The sequence below is a fragment of the Enterobacter hormaechei subsp. xiangfangensis genome (genome assembly GCF_001729785.1).
GTDB lineage: Bacteria > Pseudomonadota > Gammaproteobacteria > Enterobacterales > Enterobacteriaceae > Enterobacter > Enterobacter hormaechei_C.
Map to the genome: position 1 here is coordinate 426,735 of NZ_CP017183.1, position 23,017 is coordinate 449,751.

Consider the following 23,017-nt stretch of genomic DNA (forward strand, 5'->3'; position numbering starts at 1 on the left):
GAGTTCATGCCGATTCAGGTTCTACCGCCGCAGCTCGCGAACCAAATCGCCGCCGGTGAGGTGGTGGAACGCCCTGCGTCGGTGGTGAAGGAACTGGTGGAAAACAGCCTCGATGCAGGGGCGACCCGCATTGATATCGATATCGAACGCGGGGGCGCAAAGCTTATCCGCATTCGTGATAACGGCTGTGGCATCAAAAAGGACGAACTGGCGCTGGCGCTGGCGCGTCATGCCACCAGTAAAATTGCCTCACTTGACGATCTGGAAGCGATTATAAGCCTGGGTTTTCGCGGCGAAGCGCTGGCCAGTATCAGCTCCGTTTCCCGCTTAACGTTGACCTCCCGCACGGCCGACCAGCAGGAAGCCTGGCAGGCCTACGCCGAAGGGCGTGATATGGACGTCACGGTTAAACCTGCGGCGCACCCGGTAGGCACCACGCTTGAAGTGCTGGATCTCTTCTATAACACGCCCGCCCGGCGCAAGTTTATGCGAACCGAGAAGACCGAATTCGGACATATCGACGAGATCATCCGCCGCATCGCGCTGGCGCGCTTTGATGTCACGATCAACCTTAGCCATAACGGCAAAGTGATGCGCCAGTATCGCGCAGTGGCGGAAGGCGGGCAAAAAGAGCGTCGGTTGGGCGCCATCTGCGGCACACCGTTTCTGGAAAAGGCGCTGGCCATTGAGTGGCAGCATGGCGATCTGGCCCTGCGTGGCTGGGTTGCCGATCCGTACGCCAGCAGCGCCGCGTTCGCAGAAATTCAGTATTGCTACGTCAACGGCCGCATGATGCGCGACCGCCTGATTAACCACGCTATTCGACAGGCCTGCGAAGATAAGCTCGGCGCCGATCAACAGCCCGCCTTTGTGCTTTATCTGGAGATCGACCCGCACCAGGTTGACGTTAACGTGCACCCCGCCAAGCACGAGGTGCGTTTCCACCAGTCGCGCCTGGTGCATGATTTCATCTACCAGGGCGTTGCCGCTGTATTGCAGCAGCAGGCAGAGCCAGAGTTGCCGCTGGCAAAAGAAGAGCCCGCGCCGCGCCCACTGCCGGAAAACCGCGTGGCGGCCGGGCGTAACCATTTTGCCGAACCGGCGGTCGCGCGCGAGCCGGCTGCTCCACGTTTATCCCCGGCGGGCAACGCGCCGCGACCAACCGGTGCCAACTATCCCAACGCTCAGCCGGGCTACCACAAACAGCAGGGGGCGCTGTACCGCAAACTGCTGGATACGCCGGCGGTGGAGCATAAAGAGCACATCACGGTTTCAACCCCCTCTCTGGATGGGCATAGCCAGAGTTTTGGTCGGGTATTGACCATTATTGCTCCCGACATGGCGTTGCTTGAACGCGAAGGTAAACTGCTGTTGCTGGCGCTTTCCGTGGCGGAGCGCTGGCTCAAACAGGCGCAGTTAACCCCGGGGGTGAATGCCGCCTGCGCGCAGCCGCTGTTGATCCCCGTTCGCCTGAAAATATCCCCTGAAGAAACAGGGGTTTTGCGGCGCGTGCAGACGCAACTGGCCGAAATGGGGATTGAAATCGTACTGGACGCGCAGCATGTGACAATTCGCGCAGTGCCTTTACCCTTACGCCAACAAAATTTACAAAACTTGATTCCTGAACTGATAGGCTACCTGGCGCAGCAAACGACGTTTGATGCCGCCGATACCGCGCAGTGGATCGCCCGCCATCTGGCCAGCGAGCATGCACCGTGGAGTATGGCGCAGGCGATTACCGTTCTGGCGGAGGTGGAGCGCCTCTGTCCACAGCTGGTGAAAGCGCCTCCAGGTGGTTTGTTACAACCTGTTGATTTACAAACGGCGATGACCGCCCTGAAACATGACTGATGTAATTAAGGCGAGCCTGCCAAAGGCGATTTTTCTAATGGGGCCAACGGCCTCCGGCAAAACGGCGTTAGCCATTGAGTTACGTAAAGTTTTGCCAGTAGAGTTGATTAGCGTTGATTCAGCCCTCATCTACCGAGGGATGGACATCGGCACGGCGAAGCCCAACGCAGACGAACTGCGTGCGGCACCGCACCGTTTACTGGATATTCTCGACCCGGCACAGGCTTACTCCGCGGCAGATTTTTGCCGCGACGCCTTAGCCGAGATGGCCGAGATTACCGCCGCGGGACGCATACCGCTGTTAGTTGGCGGCACGATGCTCTACTTTAAGGCGCTGCTGGAGGGGTTATCGCCTCTGCCATCGGCCGATCCGGAAGTGAGAGCGAAGATTGAGCGGCAGGCGGCAGAGCAGGGGTGGGACGTTTTGCACAGGCAACTGGAAGAGATTGACCCGGTTGCCGCAGCGCGGATCCACCCAAACGATCCGCAAAGGCTTTCCCGGGCACTGGAAGTTTTTTTCATTTCGGGTAAAACTTTAACGGAACTGACGCAAACGTCAGGAGACGCTCTGCCGTATCAGGTGCATCAGTTCGCCATCGCCCCGGCGAGCCGTGAACTGCTCCATCAACGAATTGAGCAGCGTTTTCATCAGATGTTGGCTTCAGATTTTGAAGCAGAAGTGCGGGCGCTTTTTGCCCGTGGAGATTTGCATACGGACATGCCTTCCATTCGTTGTGTGGGGTACCGCCAGATGTGGTCGTATCTTGAAGGCGAGATTTCATACGATGAAATGGTTTATCGAGGTGTTTGCGCCACGAGACAGTTAGCGAAGCGCCAGATCACCTGGTTACGCGGTTGGGAGGGGGTTCACTGGTTAGACAGTGAAAAACCACAACAGGCGTTAAACGAAGTGATTGAGGTTATTGGTGATATCGCTGACTGAATGTGTACAATTAAGCCGTATCGTGCGCAATTTTTCAGAATCGCAAGGTTCTAAGTACAAAACAAGCATATAAGGAAAAGATAGAATGGCTAAGGGGCAATCTTTACAAGATCCGTTCCTGAACGCATTGCGTCGGGAGCGTGTTCCAGTTTCTATTTATTTGGTGAATGGTATTAAGCTGCAAGGTCAGATTGAGTCTTTCGATCAGTTCGTGATCCTGTTGAAAAACACGGTCAGCCAGATGGTCTATAAGCACGCGATTTCTACTGTTGTTCCGTCCCGTCCGGTATCTCATCACAGCAATAACGCTGGCGGCGGCACTGGCAGTAACTACCATCACGGCAGCAACGCGCAGGGTTCTTCAACACCAGCGCAGGACAGCGAAGAAACCGAATAAGGTTTTGGGCTGTTTTCCACACGGGGAGCCAGGGATCCTGCGTTCCCCGCTGATCTTTTTAGAGAGGTTTACGCTTGTTTGACCGTTATGACGCCGGTGAGCAGGCGGTGCTGGTACACATCTATTTTTCGCAAGACAAAGATATGGAAGACCTCCAGGAGTTTGAATCTCTGGTCTCTTCCGCCGGTGTCGAAGCAATGCAGGTGATTACCGGTAGCCGTAAAGCGCCGCACCCGAAGTATTTTGTAGGTGAAGGTAAAGCAGTAGAAATTGCGGATGCCGTAAAAGCAACCGGCGCATCTGTTGTGCTGTTTGATCATGCGCTGTCTCCGGCTCAGGAACGTAACCTGGAAGCTCTCTGCGAATGCCGTGTTATCGATCGCACGGGGTTGATCTTAGATATTTTTGCTCAGCGTGCGCGTACCCACGAGGGTAAGTTGCAGGTTGAGCTGGCGCAGTTGCGCCATCTGGCGACGCGTCTGGTGCGTGGCTGGACACACCTTGAAAGACAAAAAGGCGGGATTGGTTTGCGCGGCCCGGGTGAAACCCAGCTCGAAACCGACCGCCGTTTGCTGCGTGGGCGTATAACCCAGATCCTTTCACGTCTGGAACGTGTAGAGAAACAGCGCGAACAGGGGCGTCGGGCGCGAACGAAAGCTGACATCCCAACGGTGTCGCTGGTGGGCTATACCAACGCCGGTAAATCCACCCTGTTTAACCAGATAACCGAGGCCCAGGTGTATGCCGCAGACCAGCTGTTTGCGACCCTGGACCCAACCCTGCGCCGTATTGACGTCGCAGACGTGGGTGAAACTGTGCTGGCGGATACCGTAGGGTTTATTCGCCATCTGCCGCACGATCTGGTCGCGGCGTTTAAAGCGACCTTGCAGGAGACGCGTCAGGCGACCCTGCTACTGCATGTGATTGATGCGGCTGACGTACGCGTGCAGGAGAACATCGACGCGGTGAACGTGGTGCTCGAAGAGATCGACGCCCACGAAATTCCCACCCTGTTGGTGATGAACAAGATCGATATGCTGGACGATTTTGAACCGCGTATTGACCGAGACGAAGAGAACAAACCGATTCGGGTCTGGCTGTCTGCTCAGGCCGGGATTGGTGTGCCACTGCTTTTCCAGGCTTTGACAGAACGTCTTTCCGGTGAGGTAGCTCAGCACACGCTGCGACTGCCGCCACAGGAAGGCAGGCTGCGCAGCCGGTTTTATCAGCTTCAGGCGATAGAAAAAGAGTGGATGGAGGATGACGGCAGCGTGGGGATGCAGGTGCGTATGCCGATCGTTGACTGGCGTCGCCTCTGTAAACAAGAACCTGCGCTGGCGGACTATATCGTCTGATCAGAAAGGGGAAGCCTGAAAAATTCGCCCTTGCATAACAAATATGGAGCATATACATGGCGTGGAATCAGCCCGGTAATAACGGACAAGACCGCGACCCGTGGGGAAGCAGCAATAATCAAGGCGGCAACTCTGGGGGAAATGGCAACAAAGGTGGTCGCGAGCAGGGGCCGCCGGATCTGGATGATATCTTCCGCAAACTGAGCAAAAAGCTTGGTGGCCTTGGCGGAGGAAAAGGTTCTGGCTCGGGTGGCAATTCCACTCAGAGTCCGCGCCCGCCAATGGGTGGCCGCGTGGTGGGCATTGTCGCCGCTGCGGTAGTAATCATCTGGGCAGCCAGCGGGTTCTACACCATTAAAGAAGCAGAACGCGGCGTGGTCACCCGTTTCGGTAAGTTCAGCCATCTGGTTGAACCGGGCCTGAACTGGAAGCCGACCTTCATTGATGACGTGACCGCGGTTAACGTGGAGTCCGTCCGTGAACTGGCCGCCTCTGGCGTGATGTTGACCTCTGACGAGAACGTGGTGCGCGTTGAGATGAACGTACAGTACCGCGTGACCGATCCGGAACGTTATCTGTTTAGCGTGACCAGCGCCGATGACAGCCTGCGTCAGGCGACCGACAGCGCCCTGCGTGGCGTGATCGGTAAATACACCATGGACCGTATCCTGACCGAAGGTCGTACCGTTATTCGTAGCGATACCCAGCGTGAGCTGGAAGAGACCATCCGTCCGTACAACATGGGTATCACCCTGCTGGACGTCAACTTCCAGGCTGCACGTCCGCCGGAAGAGGTGAAAGCCGCCTTTGACGATGCGATTGCCGCGCGTGAAAACGAACAGCAGTACATCCGTGAAGCGGAAGCGTACACCAACGAAGTTCAGCCGCGTGCAAACGGTCAGGCGCAGCGTATTCTGGAAGAAGCGCGTGCGTATAAGACCCAGACCATCCTGGAAGCACAGGGTGAAGTGGCTCGCTTCGCGAAGATCCTGCCGGAATATAAAGCCGCGCCGGAAATTACCCGTGAGCGTCTCTATATCGAGACCATGGAAAAAGTGCTGAGCCATACGCGTAAAGTGCTGGTTAACGACAACAAAGGCGGAAACCTGATGGTCCTGCCGCTGGATCAGATGCTGAAAGGCGGTTCTGCACCGGCAGCAAAAGACAACAGCGGTGCGAACAACCTGCTGCGTCTGCCACCGGCCTCGTCTGGCAGCGCCAGCGCGAACACAACGCCTTCTTCGAACGATGGTGACATTATGGACCAACGCCGTGCCAACGCGCAGCGTAACGACTACCAGCGTCAGGGGGAATAAGGATGCGTAAGTCAGTTATTGCGATCATCATCATTGTACTGGTCGTGCTCTACACCTCCATCTTTGTGGTGAAAGAGGGCGAGCGTGGGATCAAGTTCCAGTTCAGCAGCGTCGTGCGTGACGGCGACAAGCGTCCGGTGATTTATGAGCCGGGTCTGCACTTTAAGATCCCGTTCATTCAGTCAGTGAAAACGCTCGATGCGCGTATCCAGACCATGGATAACCAGGCCGATCGTTTCGTGACCAAAGAGAAGAAAGACCTGATCGTTGATTCCTATATCAAATGGCGCATCAGCGATTTCAGCCGCTACTTCCTGGCAACCGGGGGTGGCGACGTTTCTCAGGCAGAAGTGCTGCTGAAACGTAAGTTCTCTGACCGTCTGCGTTCTGAAATTGGTCGTCTGGATGTGAAAGACATTGTGACCGACTCCCGTGGTCGTCTGACGCTGGAAGTGCGTGATGCGCTGAACTCCGGCTCTGCGGGCACCGAGGATGAAGTTGAAACCCCGGCGGCAGACGATGCGATTGCCAAAGCGGCTGAACGTGTTCAGGCTGAAACCAACGGTAAAGTGCCGGTGATCAACCCGAACAGTATGGCGGCGCTGGGCATCGAAGTGGTTGATGTGCGCATCAAGCAGATCAACCTGCCAGCGGAAGTGTCCGAGGCGATCTACAACCGTATGCGCGCCGAGCGTGAAGCGGTAGCCCGTCGTCACCGTTCACAGGGTCAGGAAGAAGCGGAAAAACTGCGCGCGGCAGCGGACTATGAAGTCACCAAGACGCTGGCGGAATCTGAGCGCCAGGGTCGTATCCTGCGCGGTGAAGGTGATGCGGAAGCCGCGAAACTGTTTGCTGATGCATTCAGCCAGGATCCGGACTTCTATGCCTTCATTCGTAGCCTGCGCGCTTACGAGAATAGCTTCAAGAGCAACCAGGATGTGATGGTGCTCAGCCCGGACAGCGATTTCTTCCGTTATATGAAGACGCCGACCAACGCAACGCGATAAACTCAGGCTCGTTTGAGTATTCAAACCACCGCTCTTCACGGAGCGGTGGTTTTCTTTTATAAGGATGAAAAATGAATTCAACGATCTGGCTCGCGCTGGCCCTGGTTTTGGTGCTGGAAGGCCTCGGCCCGATGCTTTATCCGCGCGCATGGCGCCGGATGATCGCCACCATGAGCCAACTGCCGGATAATATTTTGCGTCGTTTTGGCGGTGGTCTTGTGGTTGCTGGTATCGTTATCTACTACATGTTGAGGAAAACGATTGGCTGATCAAAAACTAACCGCAATTGGCATATTTTAGGGTCAAAAAGTGCTGTATATCTGAAAAAGCGATGGTAGAATCCATTTTTAAGCAAACGGTGATTTTGAAAAAAATGGGTAACAACGTCGTCGTACTGGGCACCCAATGGGGTGACGAAGGTAAAGGGAAGATTGTTGATCTTCTGACTGAACGGGCTAAATATGTTGTACGCTACCAGGGCGGTCACAACGCAGGCCATACTCTCGTAATCAACGGTGAAAAAACCGTCCTCCATCTTATTCCATCAGGCATTCTTCGCGAAAACGTCACCAGCATCATCGGTAACGGCGTTGTGCTGTCTCCTGCTGCGCTGATGAAAGAGATGAAAGGTCTGGAAGACCGTGGTATCCCTGTTCGTGAGCGTCTGCTGCTCTCCGAAGCCTGCCCGCTGATCCTGGACTATCACGTGGCGCTGGACGTGGCGCGTGAAAAAGCGCGTGGCGCGAAAGCGATCGGCACTACCGGTCGTGGCATCGGCCCGGCATACGAAGATAAAGTGGCTCGTCGCGGTCTGCGCGTCGGTGACCTCTTCGACAAAGCAACCTTCGCTGAAAAACTGAAAGAAGTGATGGAATATCACAACTTCCAGCTGGTGAACTTCTATAAAGCCGAAGCCGTTGACTACCAGAAAGTGCTGGATGACGTCATGGCGATTGCAGACATTCTGACCGGTATGGTTGTTGATGTGTCCGATCTGCTGGACCAGGCGCGCAAGCGTGGCGATTTCGTCATGTTCGAAGGTGCGCAGGGTACCCTGCTGGACATCGACCACGGAACCTATCCGTACGTTACGTCCTCTAACACCACCGCGGGTGGCGTGGCGACCGGCTCTGGCCTGGGTCCACGTTATGTGGATTACGTTCTGGGCATCATCAAAGCGTACTCCACTCGCGTGGGTGCAGGTCCATTCCCGACCGAACTGTTTGATGAGACCGGCGAGTTCCTCTGCAAGCAGGGTAACGAGTTTGGCGCGACCACCGGTCGTCGTCGTCGTACCGGCTGGCTGGACGCCGTTGCCGTACGTCGCGCAGTGCAGATCAACTCCCTGTCTGGCTTCTGCCTGACCAAGCTGGACGTACTGGACGGCCTGAAAGAAGTGAAAATCTGCGTTGGCTACCGCATGCCAGATGGCCGCGAAGTGACCACCACTCCGCTGGCTGCTGACGACTGGGAAGGCATTGAGCCAATCTACGAAACCATGCCGGGCTGGTCTGAGACCACCTTCGGTGTGAAAGAGCGTAGTGGCCTGCCAAAAGCCGCGCTGGACTACATCAAGCGCATTGAAGAACTGACCGAAGTGCCGATCGATATTATTTCTACCGGCCCGGATCGTACTGAAACGATGATCCTGCGCGACCCGTTCGACGCATAATCTTCGTGACTGCTGGCCTGCGGGGAAACCCGTAGGCCGGATAAGCGCAGCGCCATCCGGCGACCGCTCCTGGATCTCCGCTTTTTCGCCCCGTCTGTCAAATAAATTAGCCGCTAACTATCTGGCTGGTTTATCATCATTAATGAATATCTCTGCGGTTTAACCGCGTTTTCCCTTTTTCCTGAGGTTGATGTGCAGTTAACAAGTTTCACCGATTACGGCTTACGCGCGCTGATTTACATGGCGTCGTTACCCGATGGGAAGATGACCAGCATCTCTGAAGTCACAGAGGTGTACGGTGTGTCCCGTAATCATATGGTCAAAATAATCAATCAACTTAGTCGTGCCGGATACGTTGCTGCCGTCCGCGGGAAGAATGGAGGGATCCGTCTCGGTAAACCGGCACAGAGTATCCGTATTGGCGATGTGGTACGTGAACTGGAGCCGCTCTCTCTGGTGAACTGTAGCAGCGCGTTCTGCCACATTACGCCCGCTTGCCGCCTGAAACAGGCGCTTTCAAAGGCCGTGCAAAGTTTTCTCAAGGAACTGGATAACTACACGCTGGCCGATTTGGTTGAAGAGAATCAACCGCTTTATAAATTATTGCTGGTGGAATGAAGAAAATTTCCACCGGAGCTGACAACGGAGGAACCGACATGTCACAAGATCCTTTCCAGGAACGCGAAGCCGAAAAATACGCGAATCCTATCCCCAGCCGCGAGTTCATCATTGAACACTTAACAAAACGCGAAAAACCCGCCAATCGTGAAGAACTTGCCGTTGAATTAAACATTGAAGGTGAAGAGCAAATTGAAGCCCTTCGCCGCCGCCTGCGCGCCATGGAGCGTGACGGGCAGCTGGTCTTTACTCGTCGCCAGTGCTACGCGCTGCCAGAACGCCTCGACCTGCTGAAAGGCACCGTTATTGGTCACCGCGATGGCTTCGGCTTCCTGCGCGTGGAAGGCCGTAAAGACGATCTGTACCTCTCATCCGAACAGATGAAGATGTGTATTCACGGCGACCAGATCCTGGCGCAGCCGCTGGGTGCAGACCGTAAAGGCCGCCGCGAAGCGCGCGTGGTCCGCGTGCTGGTGCCGAAAACCAGCCAGATCGTTGGCCGTTACTTTACCGATGCGGGCGTAGGTTTTGTGGTGCCGGACGACAGCCGTCTGAGCTTCGACATTCTCATCCCGCCTGAAGAGGTGATGGGCGCACGCATGGGCTTTGTGGTGGTGGTTGAACTCACCCAGCGCCCAACTCGTCGCACAAAAGCGGTAGGTAAAATCGTCGAAGTGCTGGGCGATAACATGGGCACCGGCATGGCCGTTGATATGGCGCTGCGCACCCATGAAATTCCGTACGTCTGGCCGAAAGCGGTTGAAGACCAGATCGAAAACCTGCGTGAAGAAGTGCCGGAAGAGTCCAAAGCAGGCCGCGTGGATCTGCGCGATCTGCCGCTGGTCACCATTGATGGTGAAGACGCCCGTGACTTCGATGATGCCGTGTACTGTGAGAAAAAACGTGGTGGTGGCTGGCGTCTGTGGGTGGCTATCGCGGATGTGAGCTACTACGTACGTCCACACACGCCGCTGGATAACGAAGCGCGCAGCCGCGGTACATCGGTCTACTTCCCGTCGCAGGTTGTACCGATGCTGCCAGAAGTGCTCTCCAACGGCCTGTGTTCCCTCAACCCGCAGGTGGACCGCCTGTGTATGGTCTGCGAAATGACCATCTCCAGCAAGGGACGTCTGACGGGCTATAAGTTCTACGAAGCAGTGATGAGTTCCCATGCGCGCCTGACCTATACCAAGGTCTGGCATATGTTGCAGGGCGATCAGGATCTGCGCGAACAGTACGCGCCGCTGGTCAAACACATCGAAGAGCTGCACAACCTCTACAAAACGCTGGATCAGGCGCGCGAAGAGCGCGGCGGGATCTCCTTTGAGAGCGAAGAAGCGAAGTTTATCTTCAACGCCGAGCGCCGCATTGAGCGTATCGAACAGACCCAGCGTAACGATGCGCACAAGCTGATTGAAGAGTGTATGATCCTGGCAAACATCTCGGCGGCACGTTTCGTTGAGAAAGCCAAAGAGCCTGCGCTGTTCCGTATTCACGATAAGCCAACCACGGAAGCCGTAACCTCGTTCCGCTCCGTGCTGGCTGAACTCGGCCTGGAGCTGCCTGGCGGTAATAAGCCTGAGCCGCGAGATTACGCCGAGCTGCTGGAATCCATCAGCGATCGTCCTGACGCGGAAATGCTGCAAACCATGCTGCTGCGCTCCATGAAGCAGGCGATTTACGATCCGGAAAACCGGGGCCACTTTGGCCTGGCCTTACAGTCGTACGCGCACTTCACCTCGCCGATCCGCCGTTATCCGGATCTGTCCCTGCACCGTGCGATCAAGTATCTGCTGGCGCACGAGCAGGGTCATAAAGGCAACACGACCGAAACCGGAGGGTATCACTACTCTATGGAAGAGATGCTGCAACTGGGCCAGCACTGTTCCATGACCGAGCGTCGTGCGGATGAAGCAACGCGTGACGTGGCGGACTGGCTGAAGTGTGACTTTATGCTGGATCAGGTGGGTAACGTCTTTAAAGGCGTGATTGCCAGCGTCACCGGCTTTGGCTTCTTCGTGCGTCTGGATGAGCTGTTTATCGACGGTCTGGTGCACGTTTCCAGCCTCGATAACGATTACTACCGCTTCGACCAGGTCGGACAACGTCTGATCGGCGAATCCGGCGGCCAGACCTACCGTCTGGGAGATCGGGTGGAAGTGAAGGTTGAAGCCGTGAATATGGACGACCGTAAAATCGACTTCAGCCTGATCTCCAGCGAGCGCGCGCCGCGTAACGTCGGGAAAACCGAGCGTGAGAAAGCGAAAAAAGGTGGCAACGGTAAAGCGGGCGGCAAGCGACGTCAGGCAGGTAAAAGAGTAAACTTTGAGCCAGACAGCGCTTTCCGTGGCGAGAAGAAACAGAAGCCCAAGGCGGCGAAAAAAGACGCTCGTAAAGCGAAAAAACCGTCGACCAAGACCCAAAAAATAGCGGCCGCGACCAAAGCGAAGCGCGCGGCGAAGAAACAGCAGGCGGAGTAATTTCCCCTCACCCTGACCCTCTCCCCAACGGGAGAGGGAAAATATTTATTACGAGAACCATCAATGAGTGAAATGATTTACGGCATCCACGCGGTGCAGGCCCTGCTGGAGCGCGCGCCGGAGCGTTTTCAGGAAGTTTTTATTCTGAAAGGGCGAGAAGATAAACGTCTGATGCCGCTGATCCACGCGCTGGAAGCGCAGGGCGTAGTGATCCAACTGGCGAACCGCCAGTATCTGGATGAGAAAAGCGAAGGAGCTGTACACCAGGGCATTATCGCGCGCGTGAAGCCAGGCCGTCAGTATCAGGAGAACGATCTGCCGGATCTGATCGCTGAGCTGGATAACCCGTTCTTCCTGATCCTTGATGGCGTAACCGACCCGCATAACCTGGGCGCGTGCCTGCGTAGCGCCGATGCAGCAGGCGTGCATGCGGTGATTGTGCCAAGAGATCGTTCCGCGCAGCTTAACGCTACCGCTAAAAAAGTTGCCTGCGGCGCGGCGGAAAACGTTCCGCTGATCCGCGTGACTAACCTGGCGCGCACCATGCGTCTGTTGCAGGAAGAGAATATCTGGATCGTCGGCACAGCCGGTGAAGCGGATCACACCCTGTATCAGAGCAAAATGACCGGCCGCATGGCGCTGGTGATGGGGGCAGAAGGTGAAGGCATGCGTCGTCTGACGCGCGAGCACTGCGACGAGCTGATCAGCATCCCGATGGCAGGCAGCGTGTCGTCCCTGAACGTTTCTGTTGCGACGGGTATCTGCCTGTTCGAAGCGGTGCGTCAGCGCGGGTAGCCTGTTGTGCCGGGTGGCGGCTTCGCCTCACCCGGCCTACAAAAGCATGGTAACGTAGGCCCGCTAAGCGCAGCGCCACCGGGCAACAATCTCACTCCTCTAACGACCGTAAATGGTCATCCTTCCTCAGCGTCATCAGCGCGAAAATACTCACCACCGCCGTTGCCATCACGTAGTACGCCGGAATATCCAGATTGCCCGTCTCTTTAATCAGCCCGGTAATGATCAGCCCCGCACAGCCCGAGAAGATCGCATTCGACAGAGAATAGGCCAGCCCCAGCCCGGTATAACGCACGCGCGTCGGGAACATCTCAGACAGCATTGCCGGCCCCGGCCCTGCCAGCATCCCAACCAGACCCCCCGCAATCAGCACCACAACCGCTTTGATCGCCAGCGTACTGGTTTCCGCCTGCAAAATTTTCAGCAGCGGCAGGGCGAGGATCAGCAGGAGCACGGTGGAGATAATCATCACCGTCCGCCGCCCGATCCTGTCGCTCAGCATGCCCGACGGAATGATCGTGAGCGCAAACCCAATGTTAGAAATCACCGCAATCAGCAGCGCCTGGTTAAAACCGGTGTGCAGCGCAGATTGCAGATAGGTCGGCATAATCACCAGATAGGTATATCCCGCCGCAGACCAGACCATCACGCGGCCAATGCCCATCAGGATGGTTTTGAACGTGGCGGCGGTGGTGGCCTGAGTAACAACCGATTTTTCCCGTTGCTGCACAAAGCTCGGCGTCTCTTCCATGCTCACCCGCAGCCATAGCGCGACCGCACCCATCGGCAACGCCAGGAAGAACGGAATGCGCCAGCCCCAGTCGTGCAAGGCTTCAGGGGAGAGCAGGGCAGAGAGCAACGCGACAATGCCTGCGCCCGCTAACAGCCCGAGCGCCACGGTGAAGGACTGCCATGCCCCGTAAAGACCGCGCTTGTCGCGCGGGGCGAACTCCGTCATCAATGAGACCGCACCGCCATACTCACCGCCCGCGAACAGTCCTTGCAGAATACGCAGGAGTGTAACGATCAGCGGCGCGGCAATCCCGATACTGGCGTAGACCGGCACAATACCGATGGCAGCGGTGGCGAGCGTCATCAATACCAGCACGATAATCAGCGTCGGTTTGCGGCCAATCCTGTCGCCAATGCGGCCAAAGACCACCGCACCCAGCGGACGGAAGAAGAAAGCGATGGCGAACGAGGCCCAGGTAAGGATCAGGCTGGTGAGCTCCGCTTCCCCCTCAAGCTGGAAGAAGTTTCTGGCAATCACCGTTGCCAGAAAACCGTAGACCGCAAATTCATACCACTCGATGAAATTACCGATGGAGCCTGCAATTAATGCACGCTTGTGCGCATCCTGTTGCATAACGATCCTCACAAAAACGGGGTAAGAATAAATTATTCAGCATTAGTGAAGTAATGAAATAGTTTATTCTTATGTTCTGTGAGCTATTTCACGAATGATATCAACACGATCGTCATCGTGTGACCCCCCTCCCATGCAGCGTGCATGCCCTCTGTCCATACTTACCTTTATTGCCAATGAAAGGAGGGAGACAGCATGCACTGGCAGACACATACCGTTTTTAATCAACCTGCACCGCTATCGAACAGCAACCTTTTTCTCTCTGATTGCGCCCTGCGCGATGCGGTAGCGCGCGAAGGGGCTGAGTGGGATGTGGATCTTCTTGCCAGCATCGGACAGCAGTTGGGTACGGCGGAGTCGCTGGAGCTGGGCAGGCTGGCGAACGTTAATCCGCCGGAGCTGCTGCGTTATGACGCCACGGGAGTGCGGCTGGACGACGTCCGCTTTCATCCGGCATGGCATCTTCTGATGCAGGGGCTTTGCGCCAACCGGGTGCACAACCTGGCGTGGGAGGAGGAGGCGCGGAAAGGATCGTTCGTCGCCAGGGCCGCGCGTTTTGTGCTGCATGCTCAGGTGGAGGCGGGAACGCTATGCCCGGTGACCATGACCTTTGCGGCCACGCCGCTGTTGCTACAGTCGCTACCCAAACCGTTTCACGACTGGTTAACGCCGCTGATGAGCGATCGCTACGATCCCCATCTCGCACCGGGGGCGCAAAAGCGCGGCCTGCTGATCGGCATGGGGATGACGGAAAAGCAGGGCGGTTCGGACGTACTCAGTAATACCACCAAAGCAGAGAAATGCAGTGATGGCAGTTACCGGCTGGTGGGGCACAAATGGTTTTTCTCCGTGCCGCAGAGCGATGCGCATCTGGTGCTCGCGCAGGCGAAGGGCGGGTTGTCCTGCTTTTTTGTCCCGCGTTTCTTACCCGACGGGCAACGCAATGCCGTGCGCCTTGAGCGTCTGAAGGACAAGCTCGGTAACCGTTCAAATGCCAGCAGTGAGGCTGAGTTCCTTGATGCTTACGGCTGGCTGCTGGGCGAAGAGGGTGAAGGTGTCCGGCAAATTCTGAAGATGGGCGGGCTGACGCGCTTTGACTGCGCGCTTGGTAGCCACGGACTGATGCGCCGTGCGCTCTCGGTGGCGCTTTATCATGCCCATCAGCGGCAGACCTTCGGCAAAAATCTTATCGACCAGCCGTTAATGCGCGACGTGCTAAGCCGTATGGCGCTGGTGCTGGAGGGACACACGGCACTGCTGTTCCGACTCGCCCGGGCGTGGGATAACCGCACCGACCCGCAGGAAGCCGCATGGGCGCGGCTATTCACTCCGGCGGCAAAATACAGCGTCTGCAAAGCGGGCATACCGTTTGTGGCAGAGGCAATGGAGGTGCTGGGCGGCGCAGGCTATTGCGAAGAGAGTGAGCTTCCGCGGTTGTACCGTGAAATGCCCGTCAACAGCATCTGGGAAGGCTCTGGCAATATTATGTGCCTGGATGTACTGCGCGTACTGGCGAAGCAGTCGGGCATTCTCGACCTGCTCGCCGATGATTTCGCGCAGGTAAAAGGCCAGGACAGGCACTTCGATCGCAGCTGGCGGCAGCTACAGCAGAAGCTGCGTAAACCGCAGGAAGCGCAGGGCAGGGAGATCGCGCGGCAGCTCTTTTTACTCGGGGCCGGAAGCCAGATGCTGCGGCACGCAACGCCGCCCGTGGCGCAGGCGTGGTGCCGCATGATGCTGGATACCCGGGGCGGCACGCTGATGAGCGAACAGGTGCAAAACGACCTGCTGCTGCGCGCCACGGGCCGGGTCGGTTAAGCTTTAAGCTGGAACAGGCTCACCAGCCGGGTGAGATGTGAACCCTTCTCGCGCAGCGTCTGCGCCGTCTGCTCGCTGCGTGAGATACGATCGGCATTGATGTGCGATGCCTCACCGATGTGCGTCATCGCCAGATTCACCTGACCAATCCCCGCAGACTGCTCGCGGGAGGCGTGGTTGATCTCGGTAACAAGCTGGCTGATGTTATCGATATGAACAATGATGGCATCCATCGCCAGACGCGTCTGCTCAGAAAGCGCATGGCCTTCGCTCACCTTGTTCAGCGTGTCGCCAATCAGCTGCTCAATCTCTTTTACCGCGTTGGCGCTGCGTGCGGCCAGGGCGCGCACCTCTTGCGCCACCACTGCGAAACCTTTCCCGTGCTCGCCCGCCCGCGCCGCTTCAACCGCCGCATTGAGCGCCAGGATATTGGTCTGGAAAGCGATGGACTCAATCACGCGGGTGATGTCTTCAATGCGTTTCGATGCATCACGAATATCATCCATGGTGGAAACTGCGTGGGTCACCGTCTCTCCACCCTGATGCACCGCGCGCGAGGTTTCCCCCACCAGCTGCTGAGTTTGCTCCATGTTGGCGGCATTTTGCTGCACGGTGGCGGCTAATTGCTCCATGCTGGCGGAGGTCTCCTCAACGCTGCTGGCCTGTTTGTTGATTTGTTCAGAGATCTCGCCGGTATCTGAAGCCAGCGCGTTAGTCCCCAGATGGATTTCGCTTGCGGCCTCGCGGACCTGCAACACAATTTTTTGCAGGCCGCCCCCGATCCCGTTGATGGCATCAATCAGCTGGCCGACTTCATCCTGGCGGGTTACCGGCAGGCTGGCGCGAAGATCGCCTGCGGCATACTGCCGGGCAAGCGCGATCACTGCGCGCAGTGGGCGGGTTAGCATCCGGCGAATGAGGATAACGAACAGGCCCGCGAAGAGCGCGGATAGCACCACGCCCGCCATCAGGAAGCGATCGCGCAGCGTGGTGACGCTTGAAAGCAGTACGGCTTTATCCACTTCACCCACGATGGTCCAGTTCCAGCCCGGCAGCGGCGTGTAGGCGACTTTGAGCGTACGGCCATCCGCGCTCACGCGTTCCAGCGTGCCGGCTTTATCACTCAGAAGCTGCTGCTGTGTCGCCGTGTCCCAGTTGGGCAGTTTGCCCTCTTCGCTGGCATGGAACAGATACTGTCCGCGCGTTTTACCGCTGCTGCGATCCAGTACAAAGAAGTGACCGCTCTTGCCCAGACGACGGTTAAGGATTTTCTCGCGCATGACGTTCCAGGAATGGGTGATGTCGACGCCAACAAAGATAATCCCGATAACCTGGCCTTCCGCATTTTTAACAGGCTGGTACTGCGTGATATAGCGCTTGCCGAACAGCAGCGCGAGGCCGCGATAGACCTCCCCTTTGGTGACAGCCGCAAATGCCGGGCTGGTGCTATCAAGAACGGTTCCGATGGCGCGGTCGCCATTCTCTTTGCGCAGCGACGTGGCCACGCGGATAAAATCGTTACCGCTGCGGACAAACAGCGTCGAGATGGCCCCCGTTCGGCTCAGGAAGTCATCAGAAAGCGTATTGTTTTCATGCAACTCCGTTTCACCGCCCTTCAGCAGAGGAACGGTAAGGCCGTTAATGGTCCGGCTCTGGCTGCTGTCGCTGTTCAATGGCTGTGGCAAAAAGGTGGTGAACAGGCGGGTATAGCTCTCGACCTCTTCGCTCAGGCTGGTGTTGAACATCTCTACCATATCCACCATGCCGGTAGACTGGTTATGCAGGTCTTCAACCGCAAGATCTTCAAGCTGCTGGCTGGCGTTGTGGCTCAACAGAAAAGTGAACAGCAAAAAAAGCGTGGCGACACTGGCACCTGTTAGCAGCGATAGCTTCGTGCCCAGACCTGCCAGGCGGAAAAAGGTGATCATAAATTGCTCATTATTGAAAAGTGATGGCTGTTCAACGGCAGAGCAGAGATAACGTTTACCTCTTTAATGTAACTTAATGTTACATGTTTGTTTTCGTAAGGTTTTGGGAGAGATAAAAAATTTGCAAAAGTGAAAAGCCACTAAAATTAAGTGGCTTTTATCGGAAGGGACTAGGCATAAAGAATGGCCTGCACGCGCCAGTGATTAACATGGTGATCTTCCTGCATCTGAACGATGCGATACCAGGATGCGCCCTGTTCATCGGCCTTCAGAGCGACGACACGTTCAACGTCTTGCGGACTCCCCGTGATATTATTGACGGAGATCTGACCAATCTCGTTCAGGCCCGTGACGCAATCCGCGCTGGCAAATTCGGCCGACTGCGCCGTGGTGCTCAGCAGGCCCGCTGAAAGCAATAGCGTCGTTAAAGCAAGGGTTCGTTTCATCGTCAGCTCCTTTTCACGTGTCTCCGGTATCCGCCGGGCAATCCTTCGCGAATAAACTCATTTCCATTGTTGCTGGCATGGAGTTTATTGTGGACAGGAAAATGTCTACGGACGCAAAGCAGTGTAAAAGTCGTTCAAATGATGATGCTTACTTACGGTACAAAATGCCCTGGGCGTACCACTGTCCCGTAATAATGGTTTCATCAATCATCGTGATGACGTAATAATCTGCTTTTGCGGCAACGGCCTGCGCTTCAATTGCGTCTTCTGCATCATCCGGGGAACCACGAACCATCGCGGATACGGTACCCAGGCGTTGTAATCCTTCCGTCTGATTACGACGAATTTCCTGAGGATGATCGGTAACCGGCGGCGCCGGTTCTGGCGTACCCTGCAATACGGAACATCCGCTGAGCAGCGAGACCAGCAATAAAGCGGTAAGCCTGCGCATAAACCTGTCTCTTTTCCTGATAGCCATAGTGTAGTTGTCTGCGAATTTAGTTTTGGGGGAATGTTCCCGAAGTGTTATCTGGGACGTAGATTTCGAATGAAAATATCGTGAAACCGTAATCCAGCTCTCAACATTATGAATCATTCATCAGCACAGGATCGACAATGATTGAAATTGTAACTCGCCAGCTGAGTGAGCATGAAATCATCCATGCTTTTCCGGCTGGTAAAGGTGAACAGCCGCTGCCGACGGTAGTTTTCTATCATGGCTTTCTCTCCTCGAAGCTGGTCTACAGCTATTTTGCCGTCGCGCTGGCGCAGGCCGGTTTCCGGGTGGTCATGCCTGATGCGCCGAATCATGGGGCACGCTTTACGGGCGATGAGCAGGCGCGGCTGGGGCTGTTCTGGCAAACGCTGCACGGCAATCTGACCGAGTTCGCCGGGCTGCGTGACGCGCTCTTGCAGGCCGGGCTGGTGGAGGGGAAACGGCTGGCGGTCGCAGGCGCATCAATGGGCGGAATGACGGCGCTGGGGATCATGGCCAGGCATCCGGAGGTGACGTCCGTGGCTTGCCTGATGGGATCGGGCTACTTTACGTCACTGGCAAAGACGCTGTTCCCGCCGCAGGCCCCTCAGGAGATTGAGGCCCTGTTGTCAGAATGGGACGTCAGCCATGCGCTTTCGCAGCTGGCCGATCGTCCGCTGCTTCTGTGGCATGGGGACGCCGATGACGTCGTACCGCCCGGTGAAACGTTCCGCCTGCAACAGGCGCTACAGCGTGAAGGGCTGGACAGCAATCTGACCTGCCTGTGGGGAGCAGGTGTCCGGCACCGTATTACCCCGGCCGCGCTGGAAGCAACCGTGGAATTCTTCCGCCAGCACCTTTAAACGCGCAGCACCGTGACACCCTGATCCTCCAGCTTGCTGAGGATCTCGGGGTTGGCGTTTTTGCCGGTGATCACCATGCTGATTTGCTCGGCGCGGCTGAAAAGCATGCCGGCACGTTCACCGACCTTGCTGCTGTCGACCAGCACCACCAGCTTGCCCACCACGTTAAGCATGTTCTGCTCTGCCATTGCGGTGAGCATATCGGTTTTATACAGTCCATCCGCCGTCAGGCCTTTGCCGCTGGTAAACATCCAGTGCCCGGCGTAGAGGCTGTTTTCACTGTCCTGCGGGCTCAGGGTGATGGACTGGCTCTTGTTATACTGGCCGCCCATGATCACCACGCTTTCATGTTCCTGGTCAATGAGATAATTGGCCAGCGGCAGATAGTTGGTAATGATTTGCACCGGCTTGCCGCACATTTCACGGCCCAGCAGAAACGCCGTCGAACCGCAGTTGATCACCACGCTCTCCCCGGGATTCACCAGCTGTGACGCCGCTCTGGCAATCCGCACCTTTTCATCGTGATTCTGCGCCTGGTGGATGTTCATCGGCGTCCAGCGTGGCCGCTGCTGGCTGATGGCCTCTGCGCCATTGCGGACTTTTTTCAGCTTGCCGCTCTCATCCAGCTTGTTGATATCCCGTCGCGCGGTAGCGGGGGAGATCCCTAAACGTTCGATCACTTTCTCGACGGTGATAAACCCTGTTTGCGCCAGGAGTTCCAGTAAAATTTGATGCCGTTGCGCTTCCGTCATGAGCTATTCCGATAAGAATTGATTTGAAAAGATGATATTTGAAATAGCGTGAAATTACTAAAATAAAAATGACATCGCCAGACGCAGGGTCTGGCGATTGGGCCTCGGTATCAGAGGAAGGACTTGAACGGCAGATCGGGTTCAATCGTAAAGCAATCATCGAAACCACGCGGGTAGTGATACTCAAGATTGTCTTTATCCAGCGGCCAGGTGAACTTGCCGCCAACCTGCCAGATGAACGGCTTGAAGCCATACTTGAGGCGGTCTTTTTTCATCTCCCACAGGACGCGGATCTCTTGCGGATCGGCCTGGAAGTTTGACCAGATATCATGGTGGAACGGGATCACCACTTTGGTGTTCAGCGCTTCGGCCATACGCAGCATATCCGCGCTGGTCATTTTGTCGGTGATCCCGCGCGGGTTTTCACCGTAAGAGCCAAGCGCCACGTCAATCTGGTGCTCGTTACCGTGCTTCGCGTAGTAGTTGGAGTAGTGGGAGTCACCGCTGTGATATAGGGAACCGCCAGGCGTTTTGAACAGATAGTTCACTGCGCGCTCGTCCATCCCGTCTGGCAGTACGCCTGCGGCTTTCTGATCGGCAGGCAGGGTGATCAGCGCGGTGCGGTCAAAGGCATCCAGCGCGTGAATCTCAATATCTTTGATTTTCACCACGTCGCCCGGCTTCATCACGATGCAGCGCTCTTTTGGCACGCCCCAGCCAATCCACAAATCCACGCAGGTCTGCGGCCCGATAAACGGTACGTCGTCCGCGCAGTTTTGCATAACCGCTGCCGCCACGTTCACGTCGATATGATCGTTGTGATCGTGGGTAGAGAGAACGGCGTCGATCTGGCGAATGGCAAAAGGATCAAGCACAAAAGGCGTGGTGCGCAGGTTCGGCTGGAGCTTTTCAACGCCGGCCATACGCTGCATCTGGTGGCCTTTTTTCATCAGTGGATTGCCGTGGCTCTGTTTGCCGGTGCCGCACCAGAAATCAACGCAAATGTTGGCGCCGCCTTCTGATTTCAGCCAGATCCCGGTGCAGCCCAGCCACCACATCGCAAATGTGCCAGGAGCAACCTGTTCCTGCTCGATCTCTTCGTTCAGCCAGCTACCCCACTCCGGAAAGGTACTCAGAATCCATGATTCACGGGTGATGGTTTTCACTTTACTCATCGTTTGACTCCTGGTTTTAATCAAAAGTAATCATACTGTGACTTGTTGTGATTAATGCTGGCACTGTTTAAATCGATTTGCAATGGCTTATTTACGGAAAATTCCCCTCGACACATCACAGAAAAAACATCATGACGTTGATAAGATAACCGCTATAAATGATTAATGTACTGAAAATTAAGAATTTATTTATTGAATTAGTTCGGTAGTGAAAATCATTACTAACGCCATGGAAATAAATTGCGTGATCCGTCACAAATAATCAAATGCAATCTTGTGATGATTATTTGTGATTAATAGAGTGATGACACCAACCACACAGGGATTGCCCCTCGTGTTCTCATTTTCTGGAGAGAGTTATGGAGATCCTCTACAACGTCTTTACCGTTTTCTTTAATCAGGTAATGACCAACGCCCCGCTGTTGCTGGGTATCGTGACGTGCCTGGGGTACATCCTGCTGCGCAAAAGCGTCAGCGTGATTATCAAAGGCACCATCAAAACCATCATTGGTTTTATGCTGTTGCAGGCGGGGTCTGGCATTCTGACCAGCACGTTTAAGCCGGTTGTTGCCAAAATGTCAGAGGTGTACGGCATTAACGGCGCCATCTCTGACACTTACGCGTCCATGATGGCCACCATCGATCGCATGGGAGATGCATACAGCTGGGTTGGGTATGCGGTACTGCTCGCGCTGGCGCTGAACATCATTTACGTGCTCCTGCGCCGTATCACCGGTATTCGCACCATCATGCTCACCGGGCACATCATGTTCCAGCAGGCGGGTCTGATTGCCGTTTCTCTCTATATCTTCGGCTACCCAATGTGGACCACGGTCATCTGCACGGCAGTGCTGGTCTCACTTTACTGGGGCATCACCTCCAACATGATGTATAAGCCAACGCAGGACGTTACGGACGGCTGCGGTTTCTCCATCGGTCACCAGCAGCAGTTCGCCTCCTGGATTGCTTACAAAGTCGCGCCGTACCTGGGCAAAAAAGAGGAGAGTGTTGAAGATCTCAAATTGCCTGGCTGGCTGAATATCTTCCACGACAACATCGTCTCCACGGCAATTGTGATGACCATCTTCTTCGGCGCCATCCTGCTCTCCTTTGGCATTGACGTGGTGCAGGCGATGGCGGGTAAAACCCACTGGACGGTCTATATCCTGCAAACCGGTTTCTCCTTCGCTGTTGCTATTTTCATCATCACCCAGGGCGTGCGTATGTTCGTCGCCGAACTGTCGGAAGCGTTTAACGGCATCTCCCAGCGCCTGATCCCTGGCGCGGTGCTGGCGATTGACTGTGCGGCTATCTATAGCTTTGCGCCAAACGCCGTCGTCTGGGGCTTTATGTGGGGCACCATCGGCCAGCTGATTGCGGTCGGCATCCTGGTGGGCTGTGGCTCCTCAATCCTGATTATTCCTGGCTTTATCCCGATGTTCTTCTCCAACGCCACTATCGGCGTGTTTGCTAACCACTTCGGCGGATGGCGCGCAGCGCTCAAGATCTGCCTGGTGATGGGCATGGTTGAAATCTTCGGGTGCGTGTGGGCGGTCAAGCTCACCGGCATGAGCGCCTGGATGGGCATGGCGGACTGGTCAATTCTGGCGCCGCCGATGATGCAGGGCTTTGCGTCCGTCGGGCTGGTCTTTATGGCCGTCATCATCCTGATTGCCCTGGCTTATATGTTCTTCGCTGGCCGTTCGCTGCGGGCTGAAGAAGATGCGGAAAAACAAACAGCAGAAGTGTCTGCTCATTAA

20 protein-coding genes are annotated in these 23,017 nt (G+C 55.9%); 14 read left to right on the forward strand and 6 right to left on the reverse strand.

Annotated features, from left to right (window positions below):
• Positions 1 to 6: 6 nt before the first annotated feature.
• The 11 genes from mutL to rlmB all read left to right on the forward strand — a co-directional run bounded on the left by mutL (position 7) and on the right by rlmB (position 12,434).
• Positions 7 to 1,851 (forward strand): DNA mismatch repair endonuclease MutL, encoded by a 1,845-nt coding sequence (mutL, locus tag BFV63_RS02070; RefSeq protein ID WP_048241516.1) that lies wholly within the window; start codon positions 7 to 9, stop codon positions 1,849 to 1,851.
• Positions 1,844 to 2,794: a tRNA (adenosine(37)-N6)-dimethylallyltransferase MiaA gene (miaA, locus tag BFV63_RS02075; RefSeq protein WP_048241514.1), complete on the forward strand. Its 951-nt coding sequence runs from the start codon at positions 1,844 to 1,846 to the stop codon at positions 2,792 to 2,794. The genes mutL and miaA overlap by 8 nt, the downstream gene beginning before the upstream one ends.
• Before the next feature lie 85 nt (positions 2,795 to 2,879).
• Positions 2,880 to 3,191 (forward strand): RNA chaperone Hfq, encoded by a 312-nt coding sequence (gene hfq, locus BFV63_RS02080; RefSeq protein ID WP_003855990.1) that lies wholly within the window; start codon positions 2,880 to 2,882, stop codon positions 3,189 to 3,191.
• A 74-nt stretch (positions 3,192 to 3,265) separates the two neighbouring features.
• Complete coding sequence (hflX, locus tag BFV63_RS02085) at positions 3,266 to 4,546, forward strand: ribosome rescue GTPase HflX (RefSeq protein ID WP_003855991.1); 1,281 nt, start codon at positions 3,266 to 3,268, stop codon at positions 4,544 to 4,546.
• 56 nt (positions 4,547 to 4,602) lie between these two features.
• On the forward strand, positions 4,603 to 5,862 hold the full coding sequence (gene hflK / locus BFV63_RS02090; protein WP_003855992.1) for an FtsH protease activity modulator HflK: 1,260 nt from the start codon (positions 4,603 to 4,605) through the stop codon (positions 5,860 to 5,862).
• 2 nt (positions 5,863 to 5,864) lie between these two features.
• On the forward strand, positions 5,865 to 6,869 hold the full coding sequence (gene hflC / locus BFV63_RS02095; RefSeq protein ID WP_003855994.1) for a protease modulator HflC: 1,005 nt from the start codon (positions 5,865 to 5,867) through the stop codon (positions 6,867 to 6,869).
• 71 nt (positions 6,870 to 6,940) lie between these two features.
• Positions 6,941 to 7,138, forward strand: a complete 198-nt coding sequence (locus BFV63_RS02100; RefSeq protein ID WP_003855996.1) for a DUF2065 domain-containing protein — start codon at positions 6,941 to 6,943, stop codon at positions 7,136 to 7,138.
• 104 nt (positions 7,139 to 7,242) lie between these two features.
• Positions 7,243 to 8,541, forward strand: a complete 1,299-nt coding sequence (locus BFV63_RS02105) for an adenylosuccinate synthase (RefSeq protein ID WP_003855997.1) — start codon at positions 7,243 to 7,245, stop codon at positions 8,539 to 8,541.
• A gap of 192 nt (positions 8,542 to 8,733) precedes the next feature.
• On the forward strand, positions 8,734 to 9,159 hold the full coding sequence (gene nsrR / locus BFV63_RS02110; RefSeq protein WP_003855998.1) for a nitric oxide-sensing transcriptional repressor NsrR: 426 nt from the start codon (positions 8,734 to 8,736) through the stop codon (positions 9,157 to 9,159).
• Positions 9,160 to 9,197: 38 nt separating this feature from the next.
• Positions 9,198 to 11,639, forward strand: coding sequence for a ribonuclease R (gene rnr, locus BFV63_RS02115; protein WP_032104769.1), 2,442 nt, complete (start codon positions 9,198 to 9,200; stop codon positions 11,637 to 11,639).
• Between the two features lie 63 nt (positions 11,640 to 11,702).
• Positions 11,703 to 12,434, forward strand: a complete 732-nt coding sequence (gene rlmB, locus BFV63_RS02120) for a 23S rRNA (guanosine(2251)-2'-O)-methyltransferase RlmB (protein WP_003856001.1) — start codon at positions 11,703 to 11,705, stop codon at positions 12,432 to 12,434.
• A gap of 91 nt (positions 12,435 to 12,525) precedes the next feature.
• Here rlmB and BFV63_RS02125 read toward each other — a convergent pair whose 3' ends face one another.
• Positions 12,526 to 13,800, reverse strand: coding sequence for an MFS transporter (locus tag BFV63_RS02125; protein WP_048241513.1), 1,275 nt, complete (start codon positions 13,798 to 13,800; stop codon positions 12,526 to 12,528).
• Between the two features lie 195 nt (positions 13,801 to 13,995).
• On the opposite strand from BFV63_RS02125, the gene BFV63_RS02130 reads away from it, so the two are divergent.
• Positions 13,996 to 15,618, forward strand: a complete 1,623-nt coding sequence (locus tag BFV63_RS02130; RefSeq protein ID WP_032661267.1) for an isovaleryl-CoA dehydrogenase — start codon at positions 13,996 to 13,998, stop codon at positions 15,616 to 15,618.
• On the opposite strand, the gene BFV63_RS02135 is transcribed toward BFV63_RS02130, so the two are convergent.
• The 3 genes from BFV63_RS02135 to bsmA form a co-directional block, all read right to left on the reverse strand.
• On the reverse strand, positions 15,615 to 17,546 hold the full coding sequence (locus BFV63_RS02135) for a methyl-accepting chemotaxis protein (protein ID WP_045336764.1): 1,932 nt from the start codon (positions 17,544 to 17,546) through the stop codon (positions 15,615 to 15,617). The genes BFV63_RS02130 and BFV63_RS02135 overlap by 4 nt on opposite strands.
• A gap of 170 nt (positions 17,547 to 17,716) precedes the next feature.
• The gene (gene yjfN, locus BFV63_RS02140) at positions 17,717 to 17,992 is read right to left on the reverse strand and encodes a DUF1471 family protease activator YjfN (protein WP_003856009.1); all 276 of its coding nucleotides are present in this window, start codon (positions 17,990 to 17,992) and stop codon (positions 17,717 to 17,719) included.
• A 148-nt stretch (positions 17,993 to 18,140) separates the two neighbouring features.
• Positions 18,141 to 18,470: a biofilm peroxide resistance protein BsmA gene (gene bsmA, locus BFV63_RS02145; protein ID WP_003856011.1), complete on the reverse strand. Its 330-nt coding sequence runs from the start codon at positions 18,468 to 18,470 to the stop codon at positions 18,141 to 18,143.
• 137 nt (positions 18,471 to 18,607) lie between these two features.
• On the opposite strand from bsmA, the gene yjfP reads away from it, so the two are divergent.
• Positions 18,608 to 19,330 carry an esterase gene (gene yjfP / locus BFV63_RS02150; RefSeq protein ID WP_048241511.1) on the forward strand — a complete coding sequence of 241 codons (723 nt, stop codon included), beginning with the start codon at positions 18,608 to 18,610 and terminating at the stop codon, positions 19,328 to 19,330.
• Here yjfP and ulaR read toward each other — a convergent pair.
• Complete coding sequence (gene ulaR / locus BFV63_RS02155; protein WP_003856014.1) at positions 19,327 to 20,082, reverse strand: HTH-type transcriptional regulator UlaR; 756 nt, start codon at positions 20,080 to 20,082, stop codon at positions 19,327 to 19,329. The genes yjfP and ulaR overlap by 4 nt on opposite strands.
• A 110-nt stretch (positions 20,083 to 20,192) precedes the next feature.
• Entirely contained in the window at positions 20,193 to 21,257 is a 1,065-nt protein-coding gene (gene ulaG / locus BFV63_RS02160) for an L-ascorbate 6-phosphate lactonase (RefSeq protein WP_006810379.1), read from the reverse strand.
• Between the two features lie 359 nt (positions 21,258 to 21,616).
• Between ulaG and ulaA the strand changes: the two genes are divergently transcribed.
• Entirely contained in the window at positions 21,617 to 23,017 is a 1,401-nt protein-coding gene (gene ulaA / locus BFV63_RS02165; RefSeq protein ID WP_003856019.1) for a PTS ascorbate transporter subunit IIC, read from the forward strand.

Excerpts from the sequence above, each read along its gene's own strand:
- mutL (WP_048241516.1), top strand. The coding sequence starts at position 7 with ATGCCGATTCAGGTTCTACCGCCGCAGCTCGCGAACCAAATCGCCGCC.
- miaA (WP_048241514.1), top strand. The coding sequence starts at position 1,844 with ATGACTGATGTAATTAAGGCGAGCCTGCCAAAGGCGATTTTTCTAATG.
- hfq (WP_003855990.1), top strand. The coding sequence starts at position 2,880 with ATGGCTAAGGGGCAATCTTTACAAGATCCGTTCCTGAACGCATTGCGT.
- hflK (WP_003855992.1), top strand. The coding sequence starts at position 4,603 with ATGGCGTGGAATCAGCCCGGTAATAACGGACAAGACCGCGACCCGTGG.
- hflC (WP_003855994.1), top strand. The coding sequence starts at position 5,865 with ATGCGTAAGTCAGTTATTGCGATCATCATCATTGTACTGGTCGTGCTC.
- BFV63_RS02100 (WP_003855996.1), top strand. The coding sequence starts at position 6,941 with ATGAATTCAACGATCTGGCTCGCGCTGGCCCTGGTTTTGGTGCTGGAA.
- BFV63_RS02105 (WP_003855997.1), top strand. The coding sequence starts at position 7,243 with ATGGGTAACAACGTCGTCGTACTGGGCACCCAATGGGGTGACGAAGGT.
- rnr (WP_032104769.1), top strand. The coding sequence starts at position 9,198 with ATGTCACAAGATCCTTTCCAGGAACGCGAAGCCGAAAAATACGCGAAT.
- rlmB (WP_003856001.1), top strand. The coding sequence starts at position 11,703 with ATGAGTGAAATGATTTACGGCATCCACGCGGTGCAGGCCCTGCTGGAG.
- BFV63_RS02125 (WP_048241513.1), bottom strand. The coding sequence starts at position 13,800 with ATGCAACAGGATGCGCACAAGCGTGCATTAATTGCAGGCTCCATCGGT.
- BFV63_RS02130 (WP_032661267.1), top strand. The coding sequence starts at position 13,996 with ATGCACTGGCAGACACATACCGTTTTTAATCAACCTGCACCGCTATCG.
- BFV63_RS02135 (WP_045336764.1), bottom strand. The coding sequence starts at position 17,546 with ATGATCACCTTTTTCCGCCTGGCAGGTCTGGGCACGAAGCTATCGCTG.
- yjfN (WP_003856009.1), bottom strand. The coding sequence starts at position 17,992 with ATGAAACGAACCCTTGCTTTAACGACGCTATTGCTTTCAGCGGGCCTG.
- bsmA (WP_003856011.1), bottom strand. The coding sequence starts at position 18,470 with ATGGCTATCAGGAAAAGAGACAGGTTTATGCGCAGGCTTACCGCTTTA.
- yjfP (WP_048241511.1), top strand. The coding sequence starts at position 18,608 with ATGATTGAAATTGTAACTCGCCAGCTGAGTGAGCATGAAATCATCCAT.
- ulaR (WP_003856014.1), bottom strand. The coding sequence starts at position 20,082 with ATGACGGAAGCGCAACGGCATCAAATTTTACTGGAACTCCTGGCGCAA.
- ulaG (WP_006810379.1), bottom strand. The coding sequence starts at position 21,257 with ATGAGTAAAGTGAAAACCATCACCCGTGAATCATGGATTCTGAGTACC.
- ulaA (WP_003856019.1), top strand. The coding sequence starts at position 21,617 with ATGGAGATCCTCTACAACGTCTTTACCGTTTTCTTTAATCAGGTAATG.